Source organism: Rhizobium sp. BK049, from assembly GCF_014193135.1.
Taxonomy (GTDB): domain Bacteria; phylum Pseudomonadota; class Alphaproteobacteria; order Rhizobiales; family Rhizobiaceae; genus Rhizobium.
The window spans coordinates 1-19,568 of sequence record NZ_JACHYV010000036.1; the positions used below are offsets into that span (position 1 = coordinate 1).

Sequence of the window (19,568 nt, forward strand, 5' to 3'; positions counted from 1 at the left end):
AGGCTGGTGAAATGCTCGACTGCTTCTCGCCAGCAGAATGCGCAAACTACCTCACAAATTCAGGATATGCTTCCGTATGAAAGCAGCAGGCTCTAACGAGCCTGGCCGTCGTAAGGCGTCACCTTCAGCGCGCCGAGATCGATCGCGGGAATGCAGCGCAGATTAATCGAAGCCATCGCGGCACCGTTCGGCGCCACGCCCTCGCCGAAGGGGGCGATGCCGCAATTGGCGCAGAAATGACGTGCCGGTTGAAAGTATAGGTCGAAAGATCGTCTTCCGGTGTCCTCAGCACCAGTTTCTCGCGCGGCACGAAAGCGAGAAGTCCTCCCCGCCTGCGACAGAGCGAACAGTTGCAGTCCAGCGCCTCGGTGAATTCGCCTTCGACCTCGAAAGCAACGTTGCCGCAATGACAGCTTCCCTCGTAGAGCATGTCGTCTTCCCTCACATCCAGTCCATCACGACCTTGCCTGAATTGCCCGACCGCATCGCCTCGAAACCATCGCGGAAATCGTCGATCTTGATGCGATGCGTGATGATGGGCGAAAGGTCGAGGCCGCCTTGCACGAAGGCGATCATCTTGTACCAGGTCTCGAACATCTCGCGGCCATAGATGCCCTTGAGATTGAGCATCTTGAAGATCACCTTGTTCCAGTCGATCTCGAAACCAGCCGGCGCAATGCCGAGAATGGCGATTTTGCCGCCATTGTTCATCTTGTCGATCATGTCGCGGAAGGCGGGTGCTGCGCCCGACATTTCGAGCCCGACGTCGAACCCTTCCGTCATGCCGATCGCCTTCATGACGTCGGCGAGGTTTTCCGTCGATGCATCGACGACATGGTCGATGCCGAGCTTGCGCGCCAGATCCAGGCGGTGCGGATTGATGTCGGTGATAACAACCTTGCGGGCGCCGGAACGCTTGGCGACCAGTGCTCCCATGATGCCGATCGGCCCGGCGCCGGTGACGAGCACGTCCTCGCCGACAAGATCGAAGGAAAGTGCGGTATGCACGGCATTGCCGAACGGATCGAAGATCGCGGCGATCTCGTCTGAAATATCGTCCGGGATCGGCACGACATTGCTTTCGGGAATGCAGACGAACTCTCCGAACGAGCCCGGCCGGTTGACGCCGACGCCGAGCGTGTTGCGGCAGAGATGCCCCCTGCCCGCCCGGCAGTTGCGGCACTTGCCGCAGACGATATGCCCCTCGCCGGAAACGCGCTCGCCGACATGATAGCGGGTGACGGCCGAACCGATCTCGGCGATCTCGCCGGAAAATTCATGGCCAACCACCATCGGCACCGGAATGGTCTTCTGCGCCCACTGGTCCCAGTTCCAGATATGCACGTCGGTGCCGCAGATTGCCGATTTCTTCACCCGGATCAGCACATCGTTCGGCCCGACCTCCGGCACCGGCACATTCTCCATCCAAAGCCCGACCTCGGGCTTCGACTTGACCAGCGCCTTCATCATGTTCGACATTCAACTATCCCACCTTTGCTTGGCGCAGACTTCGCTATTCCCTCTTCTCCCCAGCGGGGGAGAAGGTGCCCGTAGGGCGGATGAGGGGGCCACACGGCACACCGCTCAAATCCAATATTGTTTCTCGCTTACCGCTCGTAACCTCGCTTCGCTCACCCCCCTCGTCTGTCCTGACGGACAACCTCTCCCCACTGGGGAGAAGAGGAAGCAAGCCCCGCTCAAATCACCCCCAACTCCCGCCCGGTCTCGGCAAAGGCTGCAATCGCCCGCTCCACATCCGCCCTCGAATGCGCCGCCGACATCTGCGTGCGGATGCGGGCCTGGCCTTTCGGCACCACAGGGAAAGAGAAGCCGATCACATAGATCCCCTTCTTCAGCATCAGACTTGCCATGTCCTGCGCGAGCTTGGCATCGCCAAGCATGACCGGGATGATCGGATGGCCTTCGCCGGCAAGCTTGAAGCCGAGCTTGGTCATTTCAATACGAAAGAGATCGGCATTGTCGGAAAGGCGCTTGCGAAGGGCATCACCGTTTTCGATCAGGTCGAACACTCTCAGCGAGGCAGCGGCGATGACGGGGGCCAGCGTATTCGAGAACAGATAGGGCCGCGAGCGCTGCCGCAGCCATTCGACGATCTCGGCCTTTGCCGAGGTATAACCGCCGGAGGCCCCGCCGAGCGCCTTGCCGAGCGTGCCGGTGATAATGTCGATGCGGCCCTCGACGCCGCAATGTTCCGGCGAGCCGCGGCCGTTCTTGCCGACGAAGCCGACGGCGTGGCTGTCGTCGACCATAACCATCGCGCCATATTTCTCGGCGAGATCGCACACCCCCTGCAGATTGGCGATGATGCCGTCCATGGAGAAGACGCCGTCGGTCGCAATCATCTTGAAGCGGCTGCCTTCGGCTTTTTTCAGCTCTTCTTCCAGCGCTGCCATGTCGTTGTTGGTGTAGCGGAAGCGCCTGGCCTTGGAGAGACGCACGCCATCGATGATCGAGGCATGGTTCAGCGCGTCGGAGATGATCGCATCCTCTTCGCCAAGCAGCGTTTCGAACAGGCCGCCATTGGCGTCGAAGCAGGAGGAATAGAGGATCGTGTCTTCCATGCCGAGGAAGGAGGAAATGCGGGCTTCAAGTTGCTTGTGCTCCTCCTGCGTGCCGCAGATAAAGCGCACCGAGGCCATGCCGTAGCCATAGCGGTCGAGCGCCTTCTTGCCGGCCTCGGCCAGCTCTTCGTTGTCAGCAAGGCCGAGATAGTTGTTGGCGCAGAAATTCAGCACCCGCTCGCCGGTGGAAATCGCAATCTCGCCCGCCTGCTTGGAACTGATGACCCGCTCAGATTTATAAAGGCCTGCATCCTTGAGAGAGGTAAGCTCCGATTGCAGGTGGGAGAAAAATGCTTTTGTCATTGTACAGCCCTTGCCCCGAAACGTCCTCCGATGGACGCTGCAATTAGCACAAAGCCAGCGCGGATGTCGCCGATTTGATACGAAATATTTTCGCAGGGAAAGACCCGCCGTGGCAGAAATTGAAATGAATATCCAAAAATGATATCTGTATATGCAGAAGGAATATCACGATGGCGCTTTTTATCAGAGATCCTGAAGTAGACGAGCTTGCGAGTGAATTGCAGCGCCTGACCAAGGCCGCGACAAAAACCGACGCCGTGCGAACGGCCCTCCATCATGAGCTTACGCGCGCGCGGCAAAGCCGGCCGCTGCATGAACGCCTCATGCGCGCAAAATCGCTGGCGGATGCGATGGGAGCAAACGACCCGTCATTCGACATGAAGAAATTCAGCGACGAGATGTGGGGTCGCTGATGTTTATCGACGCATCGGCGATCGTCGCCATTCTCGCGCGAGAGCCCGGTCATGAAGAACTCGAGAAAGCCTTGGCGGCATCGGACGATTCCATCATGCACATCTCGCCCCTTGTCCGCTTCGAAGCCATCCAGGCGCTCGCACGGCAGAAGACGCCGACAGGCCGGAAGACAACACCCGAACTCCTGCGGGCATCAGCCGAAGCGGTTGATGCATTCGCCGAAGATCTGCTTCTCGAAGAGATTTCGATCTCGCATGAGGTCGGCGAAGATGCACTGTCTGCAAGCATGCGCTATGGAAAAGTCATCGGTCATCGGGCAGACCTGAATTTCGGCGATTGCTTTGCCTATGCTTGCGCCAAGGCGCTGAAAACGCGCCTTCTCTACAAAGGCAACGATTTTCTCTACACAGACCTTGCCTGAACCAATTTCTCAAAGATCGGAACCATCGCCGATCTCCACGAGACCATACTGCTCCGGACAACCGGGCTATTCATCGTGCGAGAGAATGATCTCCAGGAACGCGTCGCCATAGCGCTCAAGCTTCGATTGCCCGACGCCCGATATCCCGAGCAATTCCTTGCGGCTGCGCGGCCGTTCCGTCGCAAAAGCGATCAGCGTCGTATCGGGGAAGACGACGTAAGGCGGCACGCCGAGCGATTTGGCGATCGCCATGCGCTCGGCTTTCAACGCTTCGAAAAGCGTGCCGTCGGCGCCCGACAGGCCCGACTTGCGCTCGCTGCGCTCGGCCTTCTTCGTACGCCGTTCCGATGCCGGCCGGTCCTTGCGGAAGAAGACCTGCCGTTCATGCTTGAAGACGGCGCGCGCCTCCGGCTCCAGCTTCAGCGCCCCATAGGCCTCATGATCGATACGGATCAGCCCCATGGCGAGCAGCTGGCGATAGACGGATTGCCAAGTCCGCGCCGGAATGTCCTTGCCGGCGCCGAAGACCGGCATATCGACATGACCGAAACGCTCGGTCTTTTCGTTGATGTTACCGACCAGCACATCGATGACATGACCGGCGCCGAACCGCTCGCCGGTGCGGTAGACCGCGGCCAGCGCCTTGATCGCCGCTTCCGTGCCATCCCAGGTCTCGACCGGCTTCAGGCAGGTGTCGCAATTGCCGCATTGGCCGGCATGCGCCTCGCCGAAATGGGCAAGGATCGCCTGCCGACGGCAGGAGGCGGTTTCGCAGATCGCCAGCAAGGCATTGAGCTTGGCGCGCTCGACCCGCTTGATTTCGTCTGCGGCGTTGCCCTCGTCGATCATGCGGCGGCGCTGGATAACGTCGGCCATGCCATAGGCCATCCAGACCTCGGACGGCAACCCGTCTCGGCCGGCGCGCCCGGTTTCCTGATAATAGGCCTCCACCGAACCCGGCAGGTCGAGATGGGCGACATAGCGCACATTCGGCTTGTCGATGCCCATGCCGAAGGCGACGGTCGCGACCAGGCAGCGGTTTTCCTCCTTGAGGAAAGCGTCCTGATTGGCGTCGCGAACCGCCCGGTCCATGCCGGCGTGATAGGGCAGCGCGCGGATGCCCTGCCCGTTCAGCCACTCGGCCGTATCCTCGACCTTGGCGCGCGACAGACAATAGACGATGCCGCTGTTGCCCTTATGGCCGGAGAGGAAGCGCAGCAGCTGCTGGCGCGGCTGGTCGCGCTCGACGATTTCATAGGCAATATTCGGCCGGTCGAAGCTGGTGGTGAAGATTTCGGCATTGCCCAGCCCCAGCCGCTCGATGATATCGTCACGCGTGTGCGGGTCGGCCGTTGCCGTCAATGCCACGCGGGGCACGCCGGGATACTGTTCGCCGAGCCGGCCGAGCTCGCGATATTCCGGGCGGAAATCATGGCCCCATTGCGAGACGCAATGGGCCTCGTCGATCGCAAACAGCGCAATCTTCTCACTGGCGATCAGCTCGCGAAAACCGTCCGTCAGGATGCGCTCGGGCGTGACGTAGAGAAGGTCGAGCTTTCCAGCCGAAAGCGCACGGCGAACCTCGACGAACTCCTCGCGCGACAGCGACGAATTGAGTGCCGCAGCCCTGATGCCGAGCTGCTTCATCGCCTCCACCTGATCGCGCATCAGCGCAATCAGCGGCGAAACGACGATGCCGACGCCGTCACGGCAAAGCGCCGGGATCTGGAAGCAGAGCGATTTGCCTGCACCTGTCGGAAAGAGCACCACGGCATCGCCGCCTGAAACCACGTGCTCGACCACCTCCTGCTGCTTGCCGCGGAAGGAGGAATAACCATAGACCTGTTTCAGGATGTCGAGCGGCGAGCGGCCGGCGGAAAACAGCGTATCGGAAGCGGAAAAACCGGGCTCATTGCGTTTGCTGAGCGGCATCAGTGGTTCGCCGCCCCTTTGACACGGCCGGAAAGCACGCCGAAGCCGTCGATAATCGCCTCCTGGTTCTCGAGGCGTACGCCTTCGAGATGCACTTCCTGCTGCGCCCGTATCAGCTGAATGATTGCCTCGCCGTCGCCGGCTTCGGTCGCCAGCGCAATCTCGCGTTCGAGTTCCATCTTCTGCCGGCGCAGCGCCTTCGCCCGTTTGTGGAAGGCGAGCGCCTGACGATAGCCTTCACGAGCATCCTCCATCGCCGCCTCCTCGGTTGCCGTCCAGAGCCTCGCATTGCGCACCTGCTGGTCGAGACTCTTGATGAGCGGACCGAAACCTTCGAATTCCAGCCGCTCAGTCAGATATTCGCGCGTCAGATGCGGACCGGCGACGGCAGCGGCTGCGCCAAGCATCGCCGACCAGAGCCGCTGCAGCTCGCGGCTGTCATATTCAATCGCGGCGATTTCATCATAATCATCGATCATCAGGGCCGGATGATTGACGATGGTGAGCGCAAGCACGCTTTCGCGCAACGCCGTATTGTCCCGGTGTCCGCGCACGGGGCCCGAGCGGGCGAGCCGATCGGAAATCAGGCTGGGGCTTTTCGGTCCTGCCTTGGCCGCATTGTCGCGGGCGTTCCGGGGGCTGCTGCTGAAACCGCGCCGCCCGCCACCGTTGCGGTTCTGGAACTGCGGCTGGAAGAAGGCATTCAGCCGGTCGCGAATATCCTGCTGGTAATGACGGCGCACATTCTCGTCGGCGATGACGGCGACGAGCTGCTTCAGCCGCGCTTCGAGCTCGGCGCGCGCCTCGGGCGTATCGAACTTGCCGGTGTTGATCTCCCGGCTCCACAGCATCTCCGAAAGCGGCTTTGCCTGACTCATCACCTTGTCGAAAGGCGCGCGTCCCTCGTCGCGCACGAGGTCGTCCGGATCCTTGCCGTCAGGCAGAAGCGCGAAGCGGACGGAACGGCCGGGTTTCAGATGCGGCAGCGCCAGCTCGGCGGCGCGATTGGCGGCGCGAATGCCGGCGCCGTCGCCATCGAAGCAGAGCACCGGCTGCGGCACCATCTTCCAGAGCAGCTCGAGCTGGTTTTCGGTGAGCGCAGTGCCGAGCGGCGCAACGGCGTTTTCGATACCGGCCTGATAGAGCGCGATCACGTCCATATAGCCTTCGACGGCGATGATGGTGCCGCTCGCATTGTCATCCTGATCGCCGCGGCCAAGCCCTTGTATGGCGCGGCGCGCTCGGGCGAAATTGTAAAGGACATTGCCCTTGTGGAAGAGCTCAGTCTCGTTGGAGTTCAGATATTTCGCCGGCGCATCTGATGACATAGCGCGGCCGCCGAAGGCGATCACCTTTTCCCGGGACGAAAGAATCGGGAACATGATGCGGTCGCGGAAACGGTCGTAGGAGACCGGCACGTTTTCATGAACAACCAGGCCGCAGGCCTCGATCTGCTCCTTGGAAACGCCTTTGCCCGCGAGGAATTCCTTCAGCGCATTACGGCTGTCAGGCGCATAACCGAGTCGGAAGGTCTCGATGGTACGCCCCGTCAGCCCGCGATCGCGCAAATAGGCGCGCGCCTTTGCGCCATTGGCCGTCTGCAGCTGGTCCTGGAAGAAGCTGGTCGCCATTTCCATGACGTCGATCAGAGAGCCGCGCTCCTTTTCGCGCTTCTCCATCGCGGCATCGGCAAGCGGCATCGGCACGCCGGCCATGTCGGCGATCTGCTGCACCGCCTCGGGAAAACTCAAGCCCTCCAGCTCCGTCAGAAAACGGAAGTGATCGCCGGTGACCCCGCAGCCGAAGCAGTGATACCGACCCTTTCGGTCCTCACAGTGGAAGCTCGGCGATTTCTCGCCATGGAAGGGGCAGCAGGCCCAGTAGTCGCCCCGCGAGACATTGGTCTTACGCTTGTCCCAGCTGACGCGGCGCGCAATCACGTTCGAAATCGGAACGCGGTCGCGGATCTCATCGAGAAAGGTGTTCGAAAAGCGCATTTATCCCTCTTGGCCAAGCTCCATATAAGCTGCTTTGCCGCGCCATGCCACGAAACTCGTCAGGAAAACCCGCTATTCACAGGCAAGTGCACCCGACGTCGGCGGCGTCAGTTATCCAATCAACAACTCGTGACCGACCCCTGCGACAGGGTGCGACATTATTGTCGCCGAACGTCTATGGAGCGGGCACTGCAGGTGCTTCGGCATGAGCGAGATCGTTCGGCCGAGTTGAATTAAAGCTTTTCGAAACAGTCACTTATCGGAGCCGCCGCTTGGGCGCCCTCATCCTCGCGGCGCTTGTCGAACCTTCGCTTCGAAGTCCTCTCGAAGCGCCTTTTCCGGCAATCATTATTTTTTTGTAATTTGAACAGACGGCCGCACCGCAATAGGTTTGATCTCAACAAAGCGATCCCCAAGCGAAGCACCATCCCTACCCCCGGCGCCGCTTCGCAAGGGTGCCTTTGCAAATACCCTCCGGCTTGGGCCTCAGCCCTGCGTTGCCGGCGGAAGCAAAGAGCAAGAAGGCAGGAGCGCCCCCAGCTCCTGCCTTCTTAAATTTTAGGCTCTGTTGCCAACTCTCCCTTTGAAATTAACCGCTTATCGACGGAACCGTTGACAGACGGCGCGTGAATGAAAGATGTTGCGCCGAACTCCTGGACCCTTGCCAATGGCTTTCACCGCGGAAAATCTTGCAGCAGACGATCGCTTTCTCGCTGCGATCCTTCATTGCGCCAATCAACTGCTTGCGATCTATCGCGAGAGCCCGCGCATCGCATCGATTTTCGCCGCGCAGCAGCGCTGGTTGATGGCCCATGCCGGCTTCGCACTTCATTACGGTCATCCCGACGACGGCCAGAGCGGTGGCCTCTATTCCGGCCGCTTTGTCGATTTCGCAGTCAAGAATGACATCGCCAGCCGCAACACGGCCGCGGCCTTCATGCAGGAAATGCTGGCCTATCGTTTCCTGCGTGTGGTGCCTGGACCTGACAAGCGCACACGCTATCTGGAACCGACCGAAATCGCCGAACAGCATTTCATCCGATGGCTCGTCACCCATATGATGATCCTCGACAGCCTCGACGGCGGCGAACGCGCCGACCAGATTACCGCCGACCCCTCCGCGACAATGGCTGCGATTCAGCCGCGGATCGCAAGGGCGATCATCGGCAGTGAGTCCGTGCGCAATCCGGGCCCCACCTTCAACCTCTTCAACTGGGCGAATTCCGGCGGACTGGTGATGGATTACCTGATCTCCCGCCTTCCGCAATTTCCTCGGGCGGCCGAGTGCGTCGTTATCGGCCCACTGTCGCTCCGGGAGCTCCGCGAACAATTCATGATTTCCAATACCCACCTGAAGCGGCTTCTGACCCAGGCCACGACCATGGAAAGCGTCGGCTGGACAGAACCTTCGCGCAAGGGCGACTTCTGGCTGTCCCGCCGCTTTATCCTCGAATATTGGAACTACCAGGCGGCGAAGTTTGCGATCGTCGATGCCGCAGCCGAGGCCGTGCTCGGACCTGCGGTCCGTGAAGAGCCGCAGGCGAGACGGGCCATCTGAGGCTTATCCGTTCAAAAGCTCCTTGACGGTTGCCGATGCCTTGGCGAAATCCATCTGGCCGGCATAACGCTCCTTGAGCGCCGCCATCACCTTGCCCATGTCCTTGACGCCGGCGGCACCCGTCTCGGTGATGATCGCCGAGATATTGGCGCGCACTTCGCCGTCGGAAAGCTGCTTCGGCATGAAGTCCTGAATGACGGCGATTTCCGCACGCTCCTTGGCAGCGAGCTCCGGTCGGAAATTCTCCTCATAGATCTTTGCCGATTCGTCGCGCTGCTTCACCATCTTGGCGAGGATCTGCAGGATCTCGTCGTCGCTCGCCTGCTCCTTGCCGGTACCGCGATTGGCAATGTCGCGGTCCTTGATCGCCGCCTGAATCAGCCGAACGGTCGACAGCCGCTCCGAATCCTTGGCCTTCATCGCCTCTTTCAGCTGGGTGGCGAGTTGATCGCGCAGCATGTCTTCACTCCTTTTTTGATGCCGCTTCATAAACCACGCCGATGCGACGGATCAAATAAATTGCGCGATCGGCACGATAAAGCGCAAGAAAACGGCCGCAATCCCGGCTACAAAGATTGACGCTCAGCGATTGCGTGGCTATTTACCGCCACCTGCACCAAAATTCGTGATCAGGCCTGAAGCGCGCGGCATTGCCGTGCCCACACGTCTGCGAGATCAAATGGCGACGAGCGCGGCTAAGCGCATCGGCCGCCGGAAACGGGATGAAGATGACCGCAACAGCACCCTGGACAACCGAAAAGCCGACCGCCCTGCTCGTTCTTGCCGACGGCACAGTGATCGAAGGCAAGGGCATCGGCGCCACCGGCAAGGTCCAGGCTGAAGTCGTCTTCAACACGGCGCTGACCGGCTACGAAGAGATCATGACCGACCCCTCCTATCTCGGCCAGATCGTCACCTTCACCTTTCCCCACATCGGCAATATCGGCACCAACGACGAAGATATCGAGGACCTGACCCCTGCCGCCCGCCACGGCGCCGTCGGCGTCATCTTCAAGGCCGACATCACCGACCCCTCGAACTACCGCGCCGCCAAGCATCTCGACCAGTGGCTCAAGGCCCGCGGCATCATCGGCCTTTGCGGCGTCGACACGCGTGCGCTCACCGCCTGGATCCGCGAGAACGGCGCCCCGAACGCGGTGATCGCCCACGACGCCAACGGCGTCTTCGACATCGAGGCGCTGAAGGCCGAAGCCAAGGCCTGGAGCGGCCTGGAAGGTCTCGATCTTGCCAAGATCGCCTCGTCCGGCCAGTCCTCACAATGGGCGCAGACGCCGTGGGTCTGGAACGAGGGTTACGGCGAACTCGGTGCGGCGGATGCGAAATATCACGTCGTCTGCCTCGATTACGGCGTCAAGCGCAACATCCTGCGCCTGTTTGCCGGCCTCGACTGCAAGGTGACCGTCGTGCCGGCAACAACGAGCGCCGAAGACGTGCTCGCCTTGCAGCCGGACGGTATCTTCCTGTCGAACGGTCCCGGCGATCCAGCGGCAACCGGCGAATATGCCGTGCCTGTCATCAAGACGCTTGTTAAGACCGATATCCCGGTCTTCGGCATCTGCCTCGGCCATCAGATGCTCGGCCTCGCCTTGGGCGCCAAGACCGAAAAGATGCACCAGGGCCATCACGGCGCCAATCATCCGGTCAAGGATCACACGACGGGCAAGGTCGAGATCGTCTCGATGAACCACGGCTTCGCGGTCGACTCGAAGTCGCTGCCCGACGGCGTTGAAGAGACTCATATTTCGCTTTTCGACGGCACCAATTGCGGCCTGCGCGTGCTCGGCAAGCAGGTCTTCTCCGTCCAGCACCATCCGGAAGCCTCTCCCGGCCCGCAGGACAGCCATTATCTCTTCCGCCGCTTCGTCAACATGGTGCGCGAGAAGAAGGGCGAACCGGCGCTTGCAGAGCGCTAGTTTCAAGAAGTGCCGGTTTCGCAAACTCTGTTAAACCGGCAGCCACCAACGTAATGTGGCATCTCTTGAATCTTGAAAGACAGCTATCAGAGAAAGGACCGCTATCTGCCCATAGCGTCTTTTTTCTTTGTTGAAGGATAGGGCTGCTTTGCGCCGCAAGTAGAGGGCGACTTCGCAGCTTCCTGAAAGCAGACCTTGATGGCAGATTGCGCTGGAGGTGGTGGTTACGCTGGCACCGGCTGTTGTTGATCTTCCGCCGAAATGGCCAACAGGTTCAAGATCGGGCATTGATCACTCATCATTGTACGACACTGGCCTTGCGTAGCCCCTCCATGGCGAGGTCGAAATCGGCGGGGTTCTTGAAGGGCAAGACTTTGCGACGGTATTCCAAGGAGAAGTCGGGATTAACGCGCAGCACCTCTTGCCACGTCGCCCGAGCCTCTTCGAACCGGCCGAGGTGTCCGTAACAGGCGGCCAGAAGCGCGCGCGAGACGTCGGTGACGGGATTGCGGCTCACGCGCTGCACCAACAATTCAACGGCCTCTTCGTACCTTCGCAGTTGAAACCAAGCCCAGGCCTGAAAGTGGAGAACGACATCCGGAAAATACGGGTTCAAGATTCTCGCCCGATCGAAACAGGCGAGTGCCTCGTGAGATCTGCCTGAATAGAGAAGTGCCTCGCCGAGGCTGACCTGCCCTTCGGCGAAGTTCGGGTTGAGGCCTATCGCACGCTCGGCCTCGCCGATGGCTCTATCGTGCTGCCGTGAGTAAAGCCTGACGACACTCAATGCCCAGTGCGCCACGGGGTCGCTCTCATCCCGCGCCACCGCCAGCATCGCAGCCTCTTCGGCCTGCTGGAGCGAGCGTTGCGGCGACGCGCTCCACCGGTTCAGGTAGTCGAGCCCATGGGTAAGGGCGAGAAAGGCATGTGCCGAGGCGAAGTTGGGGTCCAGTTCGACGGCATGTTGCAAAAGATCGCGGGCGTCGCTGTTCGTTTGCTTCGTCAGCCGGTGCCACAGCTCCCGGCCACGCAGGAAGCAGTCATAGGCCTCGGGCTGACCGGTCTGGCCCGGCACCAGCCTTTTCCGATCACCTTCTGTCAGGTTGACCGCCAGTGCGTCGACGATCTGCTGCGTGACATCGTCCTGAACCGCGAAAATGTCGGTCAGGTCTCGATCGAACCGCTCCGCCCATAGATGCCCGCCGGTGGTCGCGTCGATGAGCTGCGCGGTGATGCGTACCCTGTTGCCTGATTTGCGCACACTGCCCTCAAGAACATGCCGCACGCCGAGCTTCGTGCCCACCTCCTGCACGTGGACGTTCCTGCCTTTGAAGGTAAATGACGAATTGCGGGCGATGACGAAGAGCTGCGACAACTTCGATAGCGCCGTGATGATATCTTCCGAGATGCCGTCGGCGAAGTAGTCCTGTTCGGCGTCACCGCTCATGTTGGCGAAGGGCAGGACGGCGATCGACAGCTTCGGCGACGTTGCCCTCGCAGGTGGACTCGTTGCGGTTTCCGAGGTGGCGGCTGCATTGGTCCCGGCGCTGCCGACTTGCAGCGAATAGACGCGGATCGGTTCGGCGATGTTCTTGAGTTGCGTGTTGCCGAGATCGCTGACCGAGAGGTCGAGCCTCGCCTTGACTTGGCGATAGGCATCCTCGGACAGGCAGATCGCGCCTGCCGCGGCGACGCCCTCCAATCGCGAGGCGATGTTGACGCCGTCGCCCATCAGATCGCCATCGCTTTCCTCCACGACGTCGCCCAGATGGATACCGATTCGAAACTCGATGCGACGGTCCTGCGGCACGCCGTCATTGCGCTCCAGCATACCGTTCTGCACCTCAATGGCACAGCGCACGGCGTCCACCACGCTGCGGAACTCGACCAGCGCACCATCGCCGGTGCGCTTCACCACCCGGCCATGGTGCACGGCGATCGTCGGATCGATGAGATCGCTGCGCAGTGCCCGTAACCTCGCCAGGGTGCGGTCCTCGTCGGCGCCGGCAAGCCGGCTGTACCCGACCACGTCTGCGGCCAGGATTGCAGCCAGCTTTCGGTTCTCGCTCATGGCGCGGTCTCCTCACTTCCAGGATAGCAGGGAGACAGAAGGCAAGAAAGAACTTCTAGCCGCGGCTTGGAGCGATCTTGGCTGAGATCGACTTGTCTAATGGCTCATCGACGCACCCAACGTTGAAGCTGCACGCAATGACTGCTCTGTCGTTCCTTGACGCCGAGCCAGCAACTGCTTCTGGCGCACCGTTGCATCAAGCTTCGACAATGTCCCCGAAACAGGAAAGCAATGGACATTCGCCCGGCCCCTGCCCTTTCACTATTGACCTCAACCATGCTTGAGGAATTACAGAACTACCCGCAGATCCGATGCAGGAGATATAGATGAGCGGAGCTTTCTATCGTGTCGACAAGTTCATCGTGCCGGCGGCGGCGCGTGAGGAATTTCTTGTCAAAGTGATGATGACCCACAAGCTGCTGGAGGCACAGGAGGGCTTCATCGATCACCGGGTGCTGGAGCAGGTCTCAGGTCCCGGCGAATTCAATTTCGTTACCATCGCCGAATGGAAAAATACCGAAGTCGTCGAGCGGGCGCGGGCAGCCGTGACGGCCGCCCACAAGGCCGCAAATTTCGATCCGCAGGAAATGTTCTCGCGTCTCGGCATTCGAGCCGATATCGGCAGTTACAAGCCTGTCGCGGCCTGAGGGCAAGGACGCCGGCTCAGACGCCGGCGATCGCGCCCTCCCGGCGAACGAGAAGATAGAAGCGTCCGCAGAGCATGGCGGCGGCCGCCGCCAGGCCAACGAGGAAGCCGAACCAGATGCCGATGCCGCCCAGACCCAACGGAAAGGCGAAGGCCCAGGCCAGGAAGAAGCCAATCGGCCAGTAAGCTATCAGCGCCATGATCATCGGCACGCGCGCGTCCTTCAGGCCGCGCAGCAGTCCATTAGCGATCACCTGCAGCCCGTCGACCAGTTGGAAAAGCCCGGCAACGACGATCAGCGGCCCGGCATAGGAGAGCACCTCGGGCGCCTCGGGCGAACTGACGTCGAGGAACCAGCTGCCGAGGAATTGGGGCATTGTGGCAAAGAGCACCGAGCCCACCGCCGAAATGGCGCAGCCGAGGATGAACACCATGATCGAAGCCCGCACCAGCCCGTCATAATCTCCCTGCCCGTGGGCGACGCCCACGCGCACCGTCGCCGCCTGGCTGAGGCCTAGCGGGATCATGAAGGCGATCGAAGCCCATTGCAGGGCGATGCCGTGGGCGGCGAGTTCGATCGTGCCGATATAGCCCATCAGCAGCGAGGCCACCGTGAACAGGCTGACCTCGGCAAGGATGGTGACGCTGATCGGGAAGCCGAGCCGGATGACTTCCAGCAGCGCATGCCAGTCGGGCTTCCAGAACCGCACGAAGATCTCGTAGCGGCGCGTCTCATCCCGCCTCTGCACGAAGGCAAGGATGAAGAGGAAACCAGCCGTCTGCACCACGACCGATACGATCGCCGCACCCTCGAGCCCCATCGCCGGAAAGCCGAAATGGCCGAGCACGAGGGCATAGGCGAAGAACGCGTTCATCACCAGCGTCACGATGGTGACGTTGAGGATGATGCCTGCCTTGCCGATGGCGCTGACCAGCGCGCGCATCACGTTGAAGAGCAGTGCCGGCAGCACGCCGAACTGACCGATCATGATATAGCCATGCGCGAGCTTGGCTACCTCCGGCTTCTGCTGCGCGAAGAGCAGGATTTGTTCGGAATAGAAGAAGGCGGGCTGCATGACGGCCCAATATCCAATCACCACCCACAGACCCATGCGCAGCGATCGGCGCACAGAGACGACGTCGCCGCGACCATAGGCCTGCGCCACCATCGGAATGACGGCGATGGCAAAACCCGAACCGAAGATCAGGATGGTGAAGAGGAATTGAGCTGACAGCACCATCGCCGCCAGATGCTCGGCGCCGAGGCGGCCGACGATCATCACGTCGGTGGTATTGATGCCGAGCTGAGCGAGCTGTGCGCCGATCAGCGGAATGCCGAGCGCCAGTGTTGCACGAAAATGCGCACCCCAACGATTATCGTTTGTCGGCGCAAGGCTGCGCGCGTCGATCGGCGTGTCCATGACACCAGTCCTGTGATTGAGATCTGCAACGCCGCGTAGTGGCGCAAAAATATCACTCGGGCTTAAATCAAAGCCCCGCAAAGAACTACCCCAAAACAGGCAGATGATGAAAAATTCATCATACCATCACCATTTCTGATCGGTTCAGCCCACACCTTCCAGCGCCTCGGCCGGCTCCCCGGCTCGAACCCTCGTGAGGAATATCCCGGCGGCCACAACAATGAGCACAGCAGCCGTGAGATACGGCGCACCGGCAAAGGTGACGGGCGCCTCAGGCCGCGTGAAATAGCCGAACATTTGTGTGAAGATCAATGGCCCGACAATGGTGGTGATGCTGCTGAGGCTGGTCAGCGCGCCCTGCAACTCGCCCTGCGCCGAAGGCGGCACCTTCCCGGCGGCAATGCTGCGCAGCGCCGGATCGGCGACGTTTTCGATGACGGTCGCCACGATGACGACATAGACCACCCAGCCCTCCCAGGCGAAGGCATAGCCGGTCAAGCCTGCAGCCGAGAAACAGAGGCCGAGAAGCGCGGTCTTCCACTCGCCAAGCACAGGCACGATCCGCGGCAGGACAAGGCCCATGACGAGCGCAGCACCGATGCCGTAAATGCCAAGCGACAGGCCGATCTGGCCCTCGCTCCAACCGTAGCGGTAGGTGGAGACGAAGGACCAGACCGAGGGATAAACGGCATGCGCCAGGAAAAACAGGAACATGACGAGGCTGACCCCGCCGATGCCAGGGTAATGGCGCATCTGGCGCAGCGCGCCGAGGGGGTTGGCGCGTTTCCACTCGAAGCGGCGGCGGTTCTTCGCCTCCAGCGTTTCCGGCAGCAGAAAGCAGGCGGCGATGAAATTGAGAAGCGACAAAGCGGCAGCGCCGAGGAAGGGTACGCGTGGGCCGAATTCCCCGAGGAATCCGCCAATGACAGGGCCGATGGTAAAGCCGACGCCGAAGGCGATGCCGATCAGTCCGAAGTTCTTCGCGCGGTTCTCCTCCGTGCTGATATCGGCGATATAGGCCGAGCAGGTGGCGAAGCTGCCGCCGCTGATGCCGGCAAGCACGCGGCCGACGAACAGCATCCAGAAGCTGGTGGCGATGCCGCAGATGAAGTTGTCGATGGCGAAGGTCAGCACCGAAAGCAGAAGGATCGGCCGGCGGCCGAAGCGGTCGGACAGGTTTCCGAGCAACGGCGCGAACAGGAACTGCATGCCGGCATAGACGAGCATCAGCCAGCCGCCGTCGATCGCCGCATCGCTGACGCTGCCGCCGGTCAGCTGCTCCAGATAGGCGGGCAGCACCGGCATGATGATGGCGATGCCGATAATGTCGAGGAAGAGGATGACGAAGACCAGGAAAAGGCCGCGGCGAACGAATCTCGGATCAAGCATGAGGCATCTCTACAGCAGCTGTTTCTGAAAAGACGATCTCCGTCGCCGGAAAGTGACATAGCTCAGAAAAGAAACTGAAACAATCGGTGAACATCCGGAAGCATCTCAGGAGTTCTACGGGAAAATCGTCAGGGCCTCAACCGGTAGACGCGCGCCGTCGTTCCGGCGAATCGTAGCTATAAAACTCCCTTGCAATCGCCGCGACGGCATCCAGATCAATCCAAGCAGAACATTGTTCCCCTCATCGGCGCCCGCCGCCGCGACCGGTTGACTGAGGCGCTCGGTTCACTTGCGGTGGATCTGTCGGCAGAAGATTTCGCTGCCATTGAACGCGTCGTGCCGAAGGATGCTGCGGCCGGCGGGCGCTATCCCGAGCATATGCTGCAGCACATGGATAGTGTGAAGTGAGGTTAGGTGTTAGGTCAAAGGGGCTCAAACGTCCGGCCGTGTAGCCCCCTCATCCGACCTACGGGCACCTTCTCCCGAGGGGAGAAGAGGGAATCGAGACGTCGCGGAAAGTCCCCTTCTCCCCTCGGGTAGATGGGACCCCAAGGGTCGGATGAGGGGCCACACGCAGGGACTCTGGAAACCTCAAACTGGCCCCGAAAACGTATCACACGCCGTCAGCTGTCCGCTGTCGAAACCGCGCTTGAACCATCTGACGCGCTGCGCCGAGGTGCCGTGGTTGAAACTCTCGGGCACGACGTAACCTTGCGAGCGCTTCTGCAGCGTATCGTCGCCGATCTGCTGTGCGGCATTCAGCGCCTCCTCGAGATCGCCCGCCTCCAGGATACCCTTCTGCTGGGTATACTTGCCCCAGATGCCGGCGAAGCAATCCGCCTGCAGCTCGACGCGGACCGACATCTTGTTGGCCTCCTCCTCGCTCATGCGCTGGCGGGCCTGGTTGAACTTCGGCAGGATGCCGAGCAGGTTCTGCACGTGATGGCCGACCTCATGCGCAACGACATAGGCTTCGGCAAAATCGCCGGATGCGCCGAAGCGATCGGACAGCTCTTGGAAGAAGGCCGTGTCGAGATAGACCTTATGATCTCCAGGGCAATAGAACGGACCGGTCGCGGCAGAGGCGAAGCCGCAGGCCGACTGCGTCTGGTCGGAGAAGAGTACGAGCCGAGGCTCCTCGTAATCCCGGCCCTGTGCCTGGAAAATGCCGTTCCAGGTATCCTCGGTCTCGGCAAGGACGGTCCGCACGAAAGCGGTCATTTCGTCATTGGCGGGGGTGCGGGCGCCGGATTCGCTCTGCTCGTAGCCGGGGCCGCTGGACAGGCCCCCGGTGTCCAGCACCTGCATCAAGTCGATGCCCATCGCCTTGAAGATCAGATAGATGACGACGAGGAAGATGATCGTGCCGATGCTCAAGCCACCGCCGGCGCGGCGAACACCGCCGCCTGAGGGAAAGCTGAAACCACCGCCGCGGCCAAAACCGCCGCCGGTGGGATCGCCGCGACGATCCTCGACATTGTCGGACTGACGCCGGCCTCTCCATTCCATCTTCGTTCTCCCCGCCAATCCCGATGCTTGTCATCAATGAATTTATATAACCGTCAGCAGGAGGAATTCCAGCGGCTTCAACCGCATGCAAAATAGGCGGCTGCACGGCTCCTCGGCTGCAAACTTGACGGACGGTATATTGTTCCCTCAGCCCATCGGCCCCAGCCATGCGTCCCCATCACGTAAAGAAGATGCGTCAACCGCTTGACGCGACTCCTGCTTTCGCCCTTCCTGTTAGAAGGGGAGAATGCGGGAGGAGATGGCGATGAAGGCGGTGCGTCTGCAAGCGACGGGACAGTTGCAGCTTTGCGAAGTCGGAAAGCCGGCACCAGGTCCGGGTGAATTGCTCGTTCGGATCGAGGCCTGCGGCATCTGCGGCACCGACCGCCATATCTTCCACGGCGAATTTCCGTCGAAGCCGCCGGTGACGCTCGGCCATGAATTCGCCGGCATCATCGAGACCGTCGGACCTGATGTGACCGATTTCCGCCCCGGCATGCGCGTGACCGGCGATCCGAACATTTCCTGCGGCGGCTGCGGGGAATGCCGGCGCGGCCGAGTCAATCTCTGCCGGAACCTGCAGGCGATCGGCATTCACCGCGACGGCGGCTTTGCCGATTATGTCTGCATGCCGCAAAGCCAGGCCTTCGCGCTGCCGACCGATCTTGATCCGCTCCACGGCGCCTTCTGCGAACCGCTCGCCTGCTGCATCCACGGCGTCGATCTCGCCGGGCTGCATACCGGCGCTTCAGTCATCGTACTCGGCGGCGGCGTGATCGGCCTGCTCACGGTTCAACTGGCAAGGCTCGCCGGCGCCACCCGCGTCATTCTGGTGACGCGCAGCGCCGAAAAACGACGCTTGGCCGAAATCCTCGGCGCCACGGCAACGGCCGATCCAGGCGACGGCGATATCGTTGCCCGCATCACCGCCGCAGACGGATTGCTGCCCGGCGGCGCCGATGTCGTCTTCGAATGCGCCGGCGTCGCTGAAACCATGCAACAGGCGCCGCGGCTTGCCCGCCGTGGCGGCACTGCCGTCATTCTCGGCGTGATGCCGCAGGGGGCAAAAATCGAGATCGAGCCCTTTGACCTGCTGTTTCGCGAAGTCAGGCTGATAAGCTCCTTCGTCAACCCCTTCACCCATGGCCGCGCCGCCGATCTGATCGCCTCCGGCAGGATCAAGGTCGAGCCGTTGATCTCCCGCAGGATTGGGCTTGCAGAAGCCCCAGACGCGATCGTCAATCCGGCGCGCAGCGGCGAAATCCGGGCACTCGTCATCCCCGGCCGGGAATAGGCGTCCGCGCCGGTTCGAATTCCTGTCGATTCCGCGATTTATGGGGTTCCGTTTGCAAATACATTTGCCTATAAGCCGCTTCTAGCCTGAAAAGACC

Annotated in this window: 16 protein-coding genes and 2 pseudogenes; 7 read left to right on the top strand and 11 right to left on the bottom strand. The window is 61.1% G+C overall.

The window, feature by feature from the left end; genetic code table 11:
* Positions 1-92: 92 nt before the first annotated feature.
* The 3 genes and pseudogenes from FHT70_RS27280 to FHT70_RS27290 all read right to left on the bottom strand — a co-directional run bounded on the left by FHT70_RS27280 (position 93) and on the right by FHT70_RS27290 (position 2,885).
* Positions 93-430, bottom strand: a pseudogene (locus FHT70_RS27280) (GFA family protein).
* 11 nt (positions 431-441) lie between these two features.
* Complete coding sequence (gene tdh, locus FHT70_RS27285) at positions 442-1,479, bottom strand: L-threonine 3-dehydrogenase (RefSeq protein ID WP_183706160.1); 1,038 nt, start codon at positions 1,477-1,479, stop codon at positions 442-444.
* Between the two features lie 218 nt (positions 1,480-1,697).
* On the bottom strand, positions 1,698-2,885 hold the full coding sequence (locus tag FHT70_RS27290; RefSeq protein WP_183706162.1) for a glycine C-acetyltransferase: 1,188 nt from the start codon (positions 2,883-2,885) through the stop codon (positions 1,698-1,700).
* A gap of 170 nt (positions 2,886-3,055) precedes the next feature.
* Between FHT70_RS27290 and FHT70_RS27295 the strand changes: the two genes are divergently transcribed.
* Together FHT70_RS27295 and FHT70_RS27300 are read left to right on the top strand one after the other, a co-directional pair.
* On the top strand, positions 3,056-3,298 hold the full coding sequence (locus FHT70_RS27295) for a type II toxin-antitoxin system VapB family antitoxin (protein WP_183706164.1): 243 nt from the start codon (positions 3,056-3,058) through the stop codon (positions 3,296-3,298).
* Complete coding sequence (locus FHT70_RS27300; protein WP_183706166.1) at positions 3,298-3,720, top strand: type II toxin-antitoxin system VapC family toxin; 423 nt, start codon at positions 3,298-3,300, stop codon at positions 3,718-3,720. The genes FHT70_RS27295 and FHT70_RS27300 overlap by 1 nt, the downstream gene beginning before the upstream one ends.
* A gap of 66 nt (positions 3,721-3,786) precedes the next feature.
* Here FHT70_RS27300 and recQ read toward each other — a convergent pair whose 3' ends face one another.
* Both recQ and dnaG read right to left on the bottom strand, forming a co-directional pair.
* Positions 3,787-5,652 (bottom strand): DNA helicase RecQ, encoded by a 1,866-nt coding sequence (recQ, locus tag FHT70_RS27305; protein WP_183706168.1) that lies wholly within the window; start codon positions 5,650-5,652, stop codon positions 3,787-3,789.
* On the bottom strand, positions 5,652-7,649 hold the full coding sequence (dnaG, locus tag FHT70_RS27310; protein WP_183706170.1) for a DNA primase: 1,998 nt from the start codon (positions 7,647-7,649) through the stop codon (positions 5,652-5,654). Before dnaG ends, recQ begins: the two co-directional genes overlap by 1 nt.
* A gap of 667 nt (positions 7,650-8,316) precedes the next feature.
* On the opposite strand from dnaG, the gene FHT70_RS27315 reads away from it, so the two are divergent.
* Positions 8,317-9,207 carry a hypothetical protein gene (locus tag FHT70_RS27315; protein WP_183706172.1) on the top strand — a complete coding sequence of 297 codons (891 nt, stop codon included), beginning with the start codon at positions 8,317-8,319 and terminating at the stop codon, positions 9,205-9,207.
* A 3-nt stretch (positions 9,208-9,210) separates the two neighbouring features.
* On the opposite strand, the gene FHT70_RS27320 is transcribed toward FHT70_RS27315, so the two are convergent.
* A complete protein-coding gene (locus tag FHT70_RS27320; protein ID WP_183706174.1) occupies positions 9,211-9,666 on the bottom strand; it encodes a GatB/YqeY domain-containing protein in 456 nt (151 codons plus the stop codon).
* 269 nt (positions 9,667-9,935) lie between these two features.
* Here FHT70_RS27320 and carA point away from each other — a divergent pair, with 269 nt between their 5' ends.
* Positions 9,936-11,141, top strand: a complete 1,206-nt coding sequence (gene carA / locus FHT70_RS27325) for a glutamine-hydrolyzing carbamoyl-phosphate synthase small subunit (RefSeq protein ID WP_183706184.1) — start codon at positions 9,936-9,938, stop codon at positions 11,139-11,141.
* Between the two features lie 30 nt (positions 11,142-11,171).
* Here the strand turns inward: carA and FHT70_RS27330 are convergent, their stop codons facing one another.
* Positions 11,172-11,429: a hypothetical protein gene (locus FHT70_RS27330; protein WP_141504762.1), complete on the bottom strand. Its 258-nt coding sequence runs from the start codon at positions 11,427-11,429 to the stop codon at positions 11,172-11,174.
* Positions 11,430-11,439: 10 nt separating this feature from the next.
* Positions 11,440-13,212 (bottom strand): adenylate/guanylate cyclase domain-containing protein, encoded by a 1,773-nt coding sequence (locus FHT70_RS27335; protein ID WP_097596900.1) that lies wholly within the window; start codon positions 13,210-13,212, stop codon positions 11,440-11,442.
* A 326-nt stretch (positions 13,213-13,538) separates the two neighbouring features.
* Between FHT70_RS27335 and FHT70_RS27340 the strand changes: the two genes are divergently transcribed.
* Complete coding sequence (locus FHT70_RS27340; protein WP_085778866.1) at positions 13,539-13,859, top strand: antibiotic biosynthesis monooxygenase; 321 nt, start codon at positions 13,539-13,541, stop codon at positions 13,857-13,859.
* A gap of 16 nt (positions 13,860-13,875) precedes the next feature.
* On the opposite strand, the gene FHT70_RS27345 is transcribed toward FHT70_RS27340, so the two are convergent.
* Both FHT70_RS27345 and FHT70_RS27350 read right to left on the bottom strand, forming a co-directional pair.
* Positions 13,876-15,279, bottom strand: a complete 1,404-nt coding sequence (locus FHT70_RS27345) for an MATE family efflux transporter (RefSeq protein WP_097596901.1) — start codon at positions 15,277-15,279, stop codon at positions 13,876-13,878.
* A gap of 144 nt (positions 15,280-15,423) precedes the next feature.
* On the bottom strand, positions 15,424-16,668 hold the full coding sequence (locus FHT70_RS27350) for a TCR/Tet family MFS transporter (protein ID WP_097596902.1): 1,245 nt from the start codon (positions 16,666-16,668) through the stop codon (positions 15,424-15,426).
* Between the two features lie 225 nt (positions 16,669-16,893).
* Between FHT70_RS27350 and FHT70_RS27355 the strand changes: the two are divergent.
* Positions 16,894-17,076 (top strand): annotated as a pseudogene (locus FHT70_RS27355) (aldo/keto reductase); the annotation flags it as partial.
* A gap of 183 nt (positions 17,077-17,259) precedes the next feature.
* On the opposite strand, the gene FHT70_RS27360 reads toward FHT70_RS27355, so the two are convergent.
* Positions 17,260-18,177, bottom strand: coding sequence for a neutral zinc metallopeptidase (locus FHT70_RS27360; protein ID WP_183706186.1), 918 nt, complete (start codon positions 18,175-18,177; stop codon positions 17,260-17,262).
* A gap of 265 nt (positions 18,178-18,442) precedes the next feature.
* Here FHT70_RS27360 and FHT70_RS27365 point away from each other — a divergent pair, with 265 nt between their 5' ends.
* Positions 18,443-19,471, top strand: coding sequence for a zinc-dependent alcohol dehydrogenase family protein (locus FHT70_RS27365; protein ID WP_183706210.1), 1,029 nt, complete (start codon positions 18,443-18,445; stop codon positions 19,469-19,471).
* The last annotated feature ends 97 nt before the right edge of the window (positions 19,472-19,568 follow it).